Annotated in this window: 14 protein-coding genes; 10 read left to right on the top strand and 4 right to left on the bottom strand. The window is 67.5% G+C overall.

Annotated features, from left to right (window positions below; genetic code table 11):
- Positions 1-27 precede the first annotated feature (27 nt).
- From rapZ to ACSYAO_RS04880, 8 genes are all read left to right on the top strand, one after another.
- Positions 28-912: an RNase adapter RapZ gene (gene rapZ, locus ACSYAO_RS04915; protein WP_032130190.1), complete on the top strand. Its 885-nt coding sequence runs from the start codon at positions 28-30 to the stop codon at positions 910-912.
- A gap of 391 nt (positions 913-1,303) precedes the next feature.
- Positions 1,304-1,696 carry a PTS sugar transporter subunit IIA gene (locus ACSYAO_RS04910; protein WP_049462131.1) on the top strand — a complete coding sequence of 131 codons (393 nt, stop codon included), beginning with the start codon at positions 1,304-1,306 and terminating at the stop codon, positions 1,694-1,696.
- Positions 1,689-1,958, top strand: coding sequence for an HPr family phosphocarrier protein (locus ACSYAO_RS04905; protein WP_005408385.1), 270 nt, complete (start codon positions 1,689-1,691; stop codon positions 1,956-1,958). The genes ACSYAO_RS04910 and ACSYAO_RS04905 overlap by 8 nt, the downstream gene beginning before the upstream one ends.
- A 2-nt stretch (positions 1,959-1,960) precedes the next feature.
- Entirely contained in the window at positions 1,961-3,730 is a 1,770-nt protein-coding gene (gene ptsP / locus ACSYAO_RS04900) for a phosphoenolpyruvate--protein phosphotransferase (RefSeq protein ID WP_100437450.1), read from the top strand.
- A gap of 194 nt (positions 3,731-3,924) precedes the next feature.
- On the top strand, positions 3,925-5,286 hold the full coding sequence (gene mgtE / locus ACSYAO_RS04895; RefSeq protein WP_010483662.1) for a magnesium transporter: 1,362 nt from the start codon (positions 3,925-3,927) through the stop codon (positions 5,284-5,286).
- A 59-nt stretch (positions 5,287-5,345) separates the two neighbouring features.
- Complete coding sequence (locus ACSYAO_RS04890; protein ID WP_010483664.1) at positions 5,346-5,612, top strand: hypothetical protein; 267 nt, start codon at positions 5,346-5,348, stop codon at positions 5,610-5,612.
- 70 nt (positions 5,613-5,682) lie between these two features.
- Positions 5,683-6,501, top strand: coding sequence for a prolyl oligopeptidase family serine peptidase (locus ACSYAO_RS04885; RefSeq protein WP_049421538.1), 819 nt, complete (start codon positions 5,683-5,685; stop codon positions 6,499-6,501).
- A 172-nt stretch (positions 6,502-6,673) separates the two neighbouring features.
- On the top strand, positions 6,674-7,165 hold the full coding sequence (locus tag ACSYAO_RS04880) for an REP-associated tyrosine transposase (protein WP_071228058.1): 492 nt from the start codon (positions 6,674-6,676) through the stop codon (positions 7,163-7,165).
- 88 nt (positions 7,166-7,253) lie between these two features.
- Here ACSYAO_RS04880 and ACSYAO_RS04875 read toward each other — a convergent pair whose 3' ends face one another.
- From ACSYAO_RS04875 to ACSYAO_RS04865, 3 genes are read right to left on the bottom strand one after another with little or no spacing between them, the layout of a single operon-like run.
- Entirely contained in the window at positions 7,254-8,204 is a 951-nt protein-coding gene (locus ACSYAO_RS04875) for an aspartate carbamoyltransferase catalytic subunit (RefSeq protein WP_032130186.1), read from the bottom strand.
- 15 nt (positions 8,205-8,219) lie between these two features.
- Positions 8,220-8,714 (bottom strand): Holliday junction resolvase RuvX, encoded by a 495-nt coding sequence (ruvX, locus tag ACSYAO_RS04870; protein WP_100437449.1) that lies wholly within the window; start codon positions 8,712-8,714, stop codon positions 8,220-8,222.
- Entirely contained in the window at positions 8,707-9,273 is a 567-nt protein-coding gene (locus ACSYAO_RS04865; RefSeq protein WP_004147177.1) for a YqgE/AlgH family protein, read from the bottom strand. Before ACSYAO_RS04865 ends, ruvX begins: the two co-directional genes overlap by 8 nt.
- Positions 9,274-9,364: 91 nt before the next feature.
- Here ACSYAO_RS04865 and ACSYAO_RS04860 point away from each other — a divergent pair, with 91 nt between their 5' ends.
- Both ACSYAO_RS04860 and ACSYAO_RS04855 read left to right on the top strand, forming a co-directional pair.
- Positions 9,365-11,152, top strand: a complete 1,788-nt coding sequence (locus ACSYAO_RS04860; protein WP_100437448.1) for a DUF4153 domain-containing protein — start codon at positions 9,365-9,367, stop codon at positions 11,150-11,152.
- Positions 11,149-11,691, top strand: a complete 543-nt coding sequence (locus ACSYAO_RS04855) for a DNA-3-methyladenine glycosylase I (protein ID WP_049400680.1) — start codon at positions 11,149-11,151, stop codon at positions 11,689-11,691. The genes ACSYAO_RS04860 and ACSYAO_RS04855 overlap by 4 nt, the downstream gene beginning before the upstream one ends.
- Before the next feature lie 73 nt (positions 11,692-11,764).
- Here ACSYAO_RS04855 and ACSYAO_RS04850 read toward each other — a convergent pair whose 3' ends face one another.
- Complete coding sequence (locus ACSYAO_RS04850) at positions 11,765-12,472, bottom strand: YitT family protein (protein ID WP_032130182.1); 708 nt, start codon at positions 12,470-12,472, stop codon at positions 11,765-11,767.
- Between the last annotated feature and the right edge of the window lie 9 nt (positions 12,473-12,481).

Raw genomic sequence — 12,481 nt, 5'->3', positions numbered from 1 at the left:
TTCCCCTGTCCTTCGAAGAGCCTGTCCATGAGCACCGTCACCCCCTCCGCCCCGACCCTGATCATCGTCAGCGGCCTGTCCGGCTCGGGTAAATCCGTCGCCCTGAAGACCTTCGAGGACCAGGACTACTACTGCTCGGACAACCTGCCGATCAATCTGCTGCCCGACTTCGTGCGCAGCCTGCTGGCCAACCACGACGGCAGCGCACCACGCCGCCTGGCCGTAGGCATCGACGTGCGCGGCCAGGCCGACCTGAGCCAGCTGGGCGACTGGCGGCAGCTGGCCACCGATGCCGGCGTGGAAGTGAAGGTGCTGTTCTTCGAGGCCAGCGACGAGGCCGTGCTCAAACGCTACGCCGACACCCGCCGCCGCCATCCACTGAGCCAGCTGGGCCTGTCGCTGCCCGAAGCGATCGCGCGTGAGCGTGAATTGACCGCACCGCTGCGCCGCGAGGCCGATGCGGTGATCGATACCAGCAATCTCAACGTGCATCAGCTGCGGCGGCGGATCATCACCGAGTTCACGATGGACCATGCCACCGGCCTGTCGCTGCTGTTCGAATCGTTCGCCTACAAGCGCGGCGTGCCAGCCGAGGCAGACTTCGTGTTCGATGCGCGGGTGCTGCCCAATCCACACTGGGACCCGGATCTGCGTGCGCTGAGTGGCCGCGAACCAGGCGTGCGCGACTACCTGGAAGCGCAGCCGGACGTGCAGCGCTACCTGACCCAGCTGATGGATTTCCTCGATACCTGGCTGCCGAAGCTGGGGGATGGCACCCGCAGCTATGTGACCGTGGCCTTCGGCTGCACCGGCGGCAAGCACCGTTCGGTGTTCCTGGCCGAGCGCCTGGCCCGGCATGCCCGCGAGATGGGCTGGGAAGACGTGGCGACCTACCACCGCGAACAGGATTGAGGGGTCGGCCGGGCTGCGCCCGGCACCCGCAGAGGCCACGTCAACGGCAAGAGCGGGATTACGTGGGATGGCGGGGCGGCGTGGGTCTGCAGGACACGCCGTAAACCCGTCCATGGGGGCTCGATGGCGCCATCCATGGCGCCAACGGTCCTGCAGACCCACACCGCCCCACCTCTGACAGATTCCGTGTGCTGTTGGTAGGTGTCGACCTTGGTCGACACGGTAGATCCACGCCATGCGTGGATGAATCCCGGTCAGGCACCGAAAAACGGATGGGGTCGGATCCTTTTCCAACGGAAATGGGCTCTGACCCGAGCAACGCTGAATACGGGACACAGTGCCCCTCATCTGCTGCTATCGCCAATTCACCTTGACCTGTTAACGTGCAGTAATGACCTGTGGCATTCTCCTCGTAACACATCCCGGGGTCGGGACCGCCCTGCTTGACGTGGCGACCCGGCTCCTGCGGCAATTGCCGCTGAAAACCGAAGCTTTCGAAGTACCGTTCGACGCAGACCTGGACGCCCTGCTCCCGCTCGCCTCGGCCGCTCTGCGGCGGGTCGACAATGGTGAAGGCGTGCTGATCCTGACCGACCTGTACGGCGCCAGCCCCGCCAACCTTGCCGGGCAGCTGGCCCGGCTGGGGACCCCGGTTCGCCGGGTGTCGGCGCTGAGCCTGCCGATGTTGCTGCGGGTGATGAATTATCCGGAACAGGGACTGGATCAACTGCCCGCCACAGCCGCGGCGGGTACCCGTAATGGAGCGATAGTCGACGATGCTTGAACGAGAACTCACCGTGAGCAACCGCCTGGGCCTGCACGCCCGGGCCACCGCCAAGCTGGTGCAGACCCTGGCGCCGTTCCGCTGCAACGTGACCATGGCCGCCAAGGGCCGTGAGATCAACGCCAAGAGCATCATGGGCGTGATGCTGCTGGCCGCCGGCCAGGGTACCCCGGTCACGGTGCGCATCAACGGCGAGGACGAAGCCGCCGCGATGGAAGCGGTGGTCGGCCTGTTCGAACGCCGCTTCGACGAGGACAGCTGAGCGTGCCACGCGCGCGCGCCGGCCAGGTCCCCTCCGGCCAGCGGCCGGTACAGCTGCTGGCCGGGCACGGTGCTGCCCGTGGCGCAGCGATGGGCCGGGCGCGGGTGCGCCTGCCACATGCGCTGGAAGTGGCCGAGCAGCGCGTCGCCGCCCATCAGGTCGAGGCCGAGCTGGCCCGCCTGCACCGCGCGGTGGATGCCGCGCGCACGGAAATGCACGAACTGCGGCAGCGCCTGCATGGCGCCCTGAACCAGGAGGTGGGCGAGTTCCTCGACCTGCATGCCCTGCTGCTGGACGACCCCGAGCTGTTGTTCGGGCTGGACGAACTGATCCGCAGCGGCCCCTACAGCGCCGGCTATGCGTTGCGCCTGCAGCGTGACCGCCTGGCCAAGGTCTTCGATGGCATGGACGATGCCTATCTGAAGAGCCGCATGGACGACCTCGACCATGTGATCGGCCGCATCCACGCCTTCCTGCAGCCCGAACGCCCGCCGGTGATGAAAGGCCTGGCCGGTGAAATCCTGGTCTGCGACAACATCGCGCCCTCCGAGCTTGCCCAGTTGCAGGCGCAGGGCGTGGTCGGCATCGTCACCGCCGCCGGCAGCGCGCTGTCGCACAGTGCGATCCTGGCGCGCAGCCTGCACCTGCCCTTGATCGTCAACGTGCCGCAGCTGCTCAGCCGCATCGCCGATGGCGACGTGCTGATCATCGATGGCGCCGACGGCAGCATCACCGCCAACCCGCAGGCCGACAACCTGCGTGACTACCGCGCGCGCCTGAAAGAACATGCGCGCGAGCAGCGCGAGCTCGGCCGCCTGCGCAGCAAACCCAGCCGTACCCGCGACCAGGTCGACATCGCCCTGCTGGCCAATGCCGAATCGCTGGAGGACGTCACCCAGGCGCATGCGCTGGGCGCGCAGGGGCTGGGCCTGTACCGCACCGAATTCCTGTTCCTGCAGCGCAACGAGCTGCCGGACGAAGAAGAACAGTTCCAGACCTACCGCGATGCCGCGTTGGGCATGAGCGGGCGACCGGTCACCATCCGCACGCTCGATCTGGGCGCGGACAAGGCCGACCGCACCGGCCTGACCCTGAGCAACGAAGAAAACCCGGCCCTGGGACTGCGCGGCGTACGCCTGTCGCTGGCACGGCCCAAGGTGGCCGACACCCAGCTGCGCGCGATCCTGCGCGCCTCGGCCTACGGCAAGCTGCGCGTGCTGGTGCCGATGGTCAGCACCCGCGAGGAACTGCTGGCGGTGCGCCGGCGCATGCTCAAGCTGACCGAACAGCTGCGCAGCGAAGGCCACATGGTGTCCGACCATGTGCCGCTGGGCGCGATGATCGAGGTGCCCGCTGCGGCGTTGGCGCTGGAGAGCTTCATCGACCTGGTCGACTTCCTGTCGATCGGCACCAACGACCTGGTGCAGTACCTGCTGGCCGCTGACCGCAACAACGAGGCACTGGGCGAGCTGTATTCGCCGCTGCATCCGGCCGTGCTGCGGTTGCTGCAGATGGTGATCGAGACCGGCGCGCGGCATCGCATTCCGGTGGCGGTCTGCGGTGAGATGGCCGGTGATGCACGGATGACTCCGCTGCTGCTGGCGCTGGGCCTGAGCGAATTCAGCCTGCACCCCGGCACACTGCTGGAGGTGCGCCGCGCGATCCGCGAGGCCGACCTGGCCGCGCTGCGCGCGCGCGCACCGAAGCTGCTGGCCGCACGCGACCGCCGCGCGATCGAGCGCTGGCTGGCGCTGGTGGCGGATACGCCCTGAGCGCCAAGGGTAGTGCCGGCCGCTGGCCGGCAACCTCATGGCCTTCGATGGGGCCGCTTGCCGGCCAGCGGCCGGCACTACCACCGCCCGGCGGCTATGCGTTGAAACATCCCCTTGCGATAATGACGCGCTGAACACCCCTGTTGCCGCATCCTTGCCGGGATCGCGGCTTTTCTTATCCCGCGGGAGCTGCGATGGCTGAAGCTGTACGCCACGACAAGACTGCGCGCCAACTGCGGATGCTGTCCGACGCACTGGACAGCGGTCGGCTGGGCCCGGTGCGCCGCCTGGTCAACACCCTGGCCCCGGCCGAGATCGGCAACCTGCTCGAATCGCTGCCGCCGGGCAAGCGCGAGGTGGTCTGGGGCCTGGTCGATCCGGAAGATGACGGTGAGGTGCTGGTCCACGTCGGCGACGACGTGCGCGAGAGCCTGCTCGCCGACATGGACCCGGACGAGATCATCGCCGCGGTCGAAGACCTGGACATCGACGATCTGGCCGACCTGGTCGAAGATCTGCCGGACACGGTCATCGACGAAGTCCTCAAGTCGATGGACCGCGAGAACCGCGAGCGCCTGGAGCAGGTGCTGTCCTACCCCGAGGACAGCGCCGGCCGCCTGATGAACCCGGACGTGGTGACCGTGCGCGCCGACGTCAACGTTGACGTGGTGCTGCGCTACCTGCGCCTGCGTGGCGAACTACCCGACCACACCGACCACCTGTTCGTGGTCAGCCGTCGCCATCAGTACCTCGGCCGGGTGTCGCTGGCGGCACTGGTGACCCACGAGGACACCACCCCGATCAACCGCCTGATCGACGACGAGCAACCGGCGATCGATGTCGGCGAAAGCGACCAGGAGGTCGCCCGCCAGTTCTCCGACCATGACTGGATCTCCGCGCCGGTGGTGGACGACAACAACATCCTGGTCGGCCGCATCACCATCGATGACGTGGTCGACATCATCCGTGGACAGGCCGAGCACCAGGCGCTTGGCGCCGCCGGCCTGGACGAGGACGAGGATCTGTTCAGCCCGGTCTGGCGCGCCATGCGCCGCCGCCTGATGTGGCTGTCGGTGAACCTGTGCACCGCCTTCCTGGCGTCCAGCGTGGTCGGCCACTTCGAGGGCACCATCGACAAGCTGGTGGCGCTGGCGGTGCTGATGCCGATCGTCGCCGGCCTCGGCGGCAACGCCGGCACCCAGGTGCTGGCGCTGATGGTGCGCGGCCTGGCGCTGGGCCAGGTGGGCGCCTCCAACGCGCGCACGCTGCTGTGGAAGGAAGTGCGGGTCGCCTTGTTGAACGGCGTGATGCTGGGCTCGGTACTGGGCCTGATCGTATTGGCCTGGTTCCATTCACCCGGACTGTCGGCGGTGATCGCCATCGCGCTGACCTGCAACCTGCTGTTCGCCGCGTTGGCCGGCGTGCTGGTGCCACTGACCCTGAAACGCTTCGGCTTCGACCCGGCGCTGGCCAGCGGCATCTTCCTGACCGCCGTGACCGACTCGATGGGCTTCTTCACCTTCCTCGGCCTGGCCACCCTGGTGCTGCTGCACTGACCGCATCAAGGATCGGGGCCCGCCAAGCGGGGCTCGGACCCCACTCAACGGGAACACCCATGGCAACAACGATAGAAAACTACTTCCAGCCCGGCTGGCGCGACCAGCAGCACACCTGCCCGGCCTGCGAATGGAAGGGCAGCTCGCGTGCCATGGAGATGGAGCTGGACGAGGACGCCACCGAGTACGACTGCCCGGTCTGCGAGAACCCGCTGCTGGTGGTGCTGCACCCGGATATGGCGCAGGTGCAGGCTGCAGCCGCCGAAGGCAATGCCGAGGCACAGGAGCAGCTGGACATCATCGCCAGCTTCCCGCGCCCGCAGTGACGCGGCGCATGATGCCGGGCCGACGTTGGCGGACTACGATGCAGGCGTTCTCGCCGCTTCGGAAAACCCCATGGTCCGTCTGCTGTCGCGCTGGCTGCCACTGCTGGCCCTTCTGATGATGAGCGGTTGCACTTCGCTGCCGGACAGTGCGCGCGGTCGCTTCGAAGCACGTGCGGTGAAGGTGGATGGGCACACGGCTTACTACCAGGTGTTCATTCCCGCGGGCCTGCAGGCCCGCAGCCCTGGTGGGCAGACGCGCGCAACCTCCAACGTCCCGGTCATCCTGTTCCTGCACGGTTCGGGCGAGCGCGGCGCCGATGGCATCAAGCAGACCCACGCCGGGCTGGGGCCTTATCTGCGCGAGCATCCCGACTTCCCTGCCCTGGTGGTGTTCCCACAGGTACCGGGCCATGAGGAATGGAGCGGCCGCAACAACCGTGCAGCCGTTGCCGCGCTGGACGCGACGATCGCCGAATTCGGCGCCGACCCGGCACGGCAGTACCTGACCGGCATGTCGATGGGCGGCTACGGCAGCTGGAACATCGCCCTTGACGACCCGCGCCGCTTTGCCGCGATCGTCCCCGTGTGCGGCGCAGTACTTGCACCACGCGCAAAGCGTCCGACCCTGTTCGTCGAGCAGGTCGCCCAGGAAACCGATCCGTATGCCGTGATCGCGCAGCGCCTGCAGCACACGCCGATCTGGATCTTCCACGGCGCGCTGGACGACGTGGTGCCTCCGGATGACGACCGCAGGCTGCATGCCGCATTCCAGAGCGCCAACGCACGCGATGTGCGCTACACCGAGTACCCGGAAGGCAATCACAATGCCTGGGACGCTACCTACGCCGACCCGGCCATGTGGGCGTGGCTGTTCGCGCAGAAGCGCTGAACCGCAGTTTCTCGTAGCTGCCAACCTGGGTTGGCACTGACTGCTCTGGTAGTTGCCAACCTTGGTTGGCATTGACTGCTCTGGTAGTTGCCAACCTTGGTTGGCACTGGCCTACCTGAAACCAAGCCATTCCCCGATGTTCACTGGAAGCAGGCCCATCCATGCTTGCTCCATGCAGAACACACGTCTCCTGCTCGGTCGTCGCTCCAGCGTCGGCCTCAGCTATATCCTCACCACAGTCGTCCATGACCGCGCACCGCTCTTCACCAACGCCGCAGTGGCCGCCTTGGCAGTGCGCGAATTCCAGCGACTTGATCAGGAAGGCTTCACCCGCTCGATTGCCTACGTGGTCATGCCCGACCACATTCACTGGCTGGTCGAACTGCGCGCCGGGTCACTGGAAACCGTCATGAAGCGTTTCAAGTCGCGCACAGCCCAGCAGGCAAACCGGCTGCTGGGGCGAGTCGGGCGCTTCTGGCAGGCCTGCTATCACGATCATGCGATCCGCTCGGACGAATCGTTGCACCGACATGCGATGTACCTGATGGGAAATCCGATCAGGGCCGGGCTGACGACGCGGTTGGGGCAATATCCCCATGCCTGGTGCGAATGGGAGCTTGGGGCATCATGTGATCTACCCGATGACATGAGCTCCGGTGGATAGTGCCAACCAAGGTTGGCATCTACCAAAGCGGTGCGCGGACAAGCCGAGCGGTGAGTGTGCCAACCATGGTTGGCACCCACCAAAGTGGTCAGCCCAGCAGCGTTTCCAGCACGGCCATGCGCACGGCGACGCCGTTGGCGACCTGGCGCAGCACCCACGACTGCGGGCCGTCGGCCACCTCATCGGTCACTTCCACGCCGCGGTTGATCGGGCCTGGATGCAGCACCGCGGCATCCTTGCCGGCGCGGGCCAGGCGTTCGTTGGTCAGGCCGTACTGCGCGTGGTACTGCTCCAGCGACGGCACCAGGCCTTCTTCCATGCGCTCGCGCTGCAGGCGCAGCATCATCAGCGCGTCGACGCCTTCCAGCATCGCGTCGAAATCATCGCCGACCACGCAGCCCTTCAGGGTCTCGTCGTCCGGCAGCAGCGACTGCGGGCCGCACACGCGGATCTCGCCCACGCCCAGCGTACGCAGCGCATGCAGGTCGGTGCGGGCCACGCGCGAATGCTTCACGTCGCCGACGATCACCACCTTCATCTTCGAGAAATCCGGGCCCTTGGCCTGGCGCAGGGTCAGCATGTCCAGCAGGCCCTGGGTCGGGTGCGCGCTGCGGCCGTCACCGGCATTGATCAGCGCGGTGCCCTCGCCCGCCGCTTCGGCCAGTGCGGCCACGGCGCCATCATCCGGGTGGCGCACCACGAAGCCGCGCACGCCCATCGCTTCCAGGTTGCGCAGCGTGTCGCAGGCGGTTTCGCCCTTGCGCGTGGACGAGGTCGAGGCATCGAAGTTCAGTACGTCGGCGCCCAGGCGCTGCGCGGCCAGCTGGAACGAGCTGCGGGTGCGTGTGGACGGTTCGAAGAACAGCGTGCACACCGCCGAACCGGCCAGCACGTGGCGCTTGTTGCCGACACGACCGACCGCGGCGTCGCGGATCTGCCCTGCCCGGTCAAGCAGCTGCAGCAGGGTGTCGCGCGGAAGGCCTTCGAGGGTCAGCAGGTGGCGCAGGCGGCCGGAGGCATCGAGTTGCTGGGCGGTCATGGCGGTGTCGGGCAGTCAGGGAATGGGGGTGGCGTCGTCCGGCGACGACAGCCAACGGTCGATGATCACCGCCGCGGCAACGGCATCGAGGGCGGCCGCATCACGGCGGCGCTTGCGCCCTTCGGCGCGCTCGACAGCGAAGCGGCGGGCGGCCTCGACCGAGCTGGAACGCTCGTCGATCATCACCACCGGCAGCTTGAAACGTTCCCGCAGCTGGCGGGCAAAGCCCTGCGCGCGCTTGCGGTTGGGCTGGTCCTGGCCGTCCAGGGTCAGCGGGTCGCCGACCACCAGGCCGTCGGGCTTCCATTCCTTGAGCAGGCGTTCGATCGCGGTCCAGTCCGGGCCGTTGCCATGCACATCGACCACCGCCACCGCGCGCGCATGCGCAGCGAAGGCACTGCCGATGGCCACGCCGATGCGGCGCGAGCCGACATCGAACCCCAGAACGGTGCCATCACGGCGGATGGCCGAGGCAGCAGAATCCGGCGCGGGCGTGATGGGCTCAGACATGGCCGCTGTAGTCGGTCAGCCGGAACAGGTCCACACCGATACGCGAGGCTGCACCCTGCCAGCGCTGCTCCAGCGGCAGCTGGAACACCAGCTCGGCGTCGGCCGGTACGGTCAGCCAGCTGTTCTCGGACAGCTCGCTTTCCAGCTGCCCCGCGCCCCAGCCCGCACAGCCCAGCGTGACCACGGCATTGGCCGGGCCTTCGCCACGTGCCATCGCTTCGAGGATGTCGCGCGAGGTGGTCAGGTACAGGCCTTCACCCACGATCAGGCTGGAATCCCATGCGCGTGCGTCGTCATGGATGACGAAGCCACGTTCGGGATGCACCGGGCCACCGTTGAGCACCATGCGCGCCTGGAGGTCGCCATCACCGGTGGTGATGTCCATCTGAGCCAGCACTTCGCCCAGCGTGTATTCGGAAGGCTGGTTGACCAGCACACCCATCGCCCCGTTCTCGTCGTGCTGGCAGATCAGCGCAACGCTGCGGGCGAATGTCGCGTCGAGCAGCGACGGCAGCGCGACGAGCAGGTGATCGGCAAGGGAAGTCGGCGTAACAGGCATGGGCCCATTCTACCTGCTGGGGGCGGGATGGTCGCGCGATGGCGCCGAACCGCGATGGGCTAGGATGGTGCTTTGCCATGGAAGGTCGTCGATGCAGTCTTCATCGCCCCTGACCCTGCCGGCACGCAGCGCCATCGTCCTGATCGCGCTGCTGCAGGGCCTGATGCTGTATGCCGCGCAGGAACTGTCCGATGCGTGGCCGTTCCGCGATATCGGCTGGCGCTACTGCTGGTATGCCTGGGTGCTGGCCATTCCCAGCGCGGTGGCGCTGAGCCTGGTCGAGCTGGGCCAGCGCCGCCTGTGGCTGCAGGCCGCGCTCGGCTCGGCGGTGGTGCTGGCGCTGGCCGCCTGGATCGGCTGGAACCTCAACGGCGAGACCGCACTGGAATCGGGCGCGCTGCAGTTCCCGCTGACCCTGGGCATGGCCGTGGCAGTGTTCGTGGCCCTGCCCTGGTGGCAGTTCCAGTTGCAGCACGGGCATTGGCGCGCCAGCTACCCGGAGCTGTTCGAGCGCGCCTGGCAGAATGGTTTGACCCTGGCCCTCGCCGCGCTGTTCACCGGGCTGACCTGGCTGCTGCTGTGGCTGTGGGCGGCGCTGTTCCAGCTGCTCGACGTGACCATCTTCCGCGACCTGTTCCGGCAGGACGCGTTCATCGCACTGGCCACCGGCAGCCTGGCCGGGTTCGGCGTGCTGATCGGGCGCACCCAGCACCGCGCGATCCAGATCACCCGCCAGGTGCTGTTCGCGATCTGCCGCGGACTGCTGCCGCTGCTGTCGTTCATCGCCGTGCTGTTCGTGCTGAGCCTGCCGCTGACCGGGCTGGAACCGCTGTGGAAGACCCGCTCGGCCGCCAGCCTGCTGCTGGTGCTGTCGCTGCTGTTGGTGACGTTCACCAATGCGGTCTACCAGCAGGGGGAAGACCGCGCTCCCTACCCCCTGCTGCTGCGCCGGCTGGTTGAAGCCAGCCTGCTGGCACTGCCGGTCTACGCCGCACTGGCGCTGTACGCACTGGGCCTGCGCGTGGTGCAGTACGGCTGGACCATGGACCGGTTCTGGGCAGTACTCGTCGCGTTGGCCGTGGCCGGCTATGCCGTGGGCTACGCGCTGGCGGTGCTGCGCCGGCAGAGCCGCTGGTTGCAGATGCTGGAGCCGGTCAACCGATGGATGTGCTGGGCGGTGCTGGCACTGGCCTTGCTAGGCAACTCGCCGCTGCTGGACCCGGTGCGGCTGACCCTGTCCAGCCAGTTGGCGCGCCTAGGTGCGGACCCGCCAGCGATCACCAGCAGTGACGTCAACGTGCTGCGCTTCGATCTTGGGCGCCGTGGCGTGCAGGCGCTGCGCGAGCTGCAGCGTGATCCGGCCATCACCGCCGATGCCAACGCGCCACAGGTGATCGCTGCCGCGCTGGCACGTACCTCGCGCTGGGACGATGGACAGCGCCTGGACAAGGGTCTGCAGGACGTCGCCGCCCTGCAGCGCGCGCTGAAGCTGGCCAAGGGATCCAGCTCGCCACCGGACGATTGGTGGCAGGCACTGGCCACCCGCGCGATCAATGGCGAATCCTGCGCCCAGAGCGAGCGCGACTGCCTGATCGTGCATCGCGACCTGGATGGCGACGGCAGCACCGAGGTGCTGCTGTGCGAGCTGTACACCCACCGTGGGCCGGACTGCGTGCTGTACGCACGTGGCAGGGATGCCCAGTGGCGACGGGCCGGTTCGCTGTTCGGCACCGTCAGCGGCCAGGCCGAGGCGATCAACCAGGCCCTGCGTGACGGCAAACTCACGCTTGTGCCACCGCGCTGGCCGATGCTGTCCATCGGCGGACGCCCCGCGCTGGCCATCGATCCCGAACCCGAATCCAACGAGTCTTCCCCATGAGCGGTTACTGCCTCATCGCCCCGGGCCATCCGGTGCACGACTACTACCACGCCAACGAGTACGGCTTCCCGCAGCGTGACGAGCGCGAGCTGTTCGAGCGGCTGGTGCTGGAGATCAACCAGGCCGGGCTGAGCTGGGAGACCATCCTGAAGAAGCGCGAGGGCTTCCGCGCGGCCTATGACGGCTTCGATGTGGATCGGGTTGCAGCCTACGCCGAGCAGGACATCGAACGGCTGCTGTCGGACGCGGGCATCATCCGCAACCGGCTGAAGGTGCTGGCGGCGATCCACAACGCACAGGTGATCCAGCAGCTGCGGGCCAGCCACGGCAGCTTCGCGGCGTGGCTGGACGCGCACCATCCGCGCAGCAAGGCCGACTGGGTGAAGCTGTTCAAGAAGACGTTCCGCTTCACCGGCGGCGAGATCACCGGCGAATTCCTGATGAGCCTGGGCTACCTGCCCGGTGCGCACGCCGAGGACTGCCCGGTGCATGCGCGGCTGCTGACGCTGTCGCCGCCGTGGTTGCAGGCCTCCCGGTAGTGCCGGCCGCTGGCCGGCAGCCTCGGAATGCTGCAGGTGTTGCCGGCCAGCGGCCGGCACTTCCGTCGAATCGTCACACGCCCATGTAACGGCCCGGGCGGTGGTTGAACATCAGCACCAGGCTGAGCACCACCGCGCCGATCGCCGAGTACAGCACCTTCGACGGCGACAACACGAAGAACGCGGCCACCATCAGGCAGGCGTCGTAGGACATCTGCACCTTGCCCGCGCTCCAGCCGCGGGTGCGCTGCAGGTACACCGCCAGGATGCCGATACCACCGAGGCTGGCACGGTGCCGGATGAAGAACAGGATGCCCAGGCCGGACAACGCACCGCCCACGATCGCCGAATACAGCGGGTTGATGTGCGAGAAATCGATCCAGCGCGGCAGCAGGTCGGTCAGCACGCCACAGGCGGTGACCGCAGCAAAGGTTTTCAGGGTGAATTCCCAGCCCATGCGCCGCAGTGCCACCCAGTAGAACGGCAGATTGACCAGCACGAACACCAGGCCGAAGTTCCAGCCCATCGAGTAGTGCAGCAGGAAGGCCATGCCGGCCATGCCGCCGATCATCAGCCCACCCTTGGCGAAGATGGCCAGGCCCAGCGAGGCCACCATCGTGGCCAGCACCATGCCCTGCACGTCCTCGGCGATCGAGTGGCGCAGCGCTTTTTCGTCGGCGGTGGTGCCGGCACTGTCGGGCGGCGGGGTCAGCGGACCGGCGGTGACCAGGTGGCCGTCAGCGTCGTCGCACGGCGCGGGGCCATGGGCGGGAAGGGACATACGGGTGGG

This window comes from Stenotrophomonas sp. STK16_22, from assembly GCF_051984505.1.
GTDB lineage: Bacteria > Pseudomonadota > Gammaproteobacteria > Xanthomonadales > Xanthomonadaceae > Stenotrophomonas > Stenotrophomonas maltophilia_A.
The sequence above is the reverse complement of the archived record's forward strand: the minus strand, read 5'-3'. Positions and strand labels throughout refer to the sequence as shown.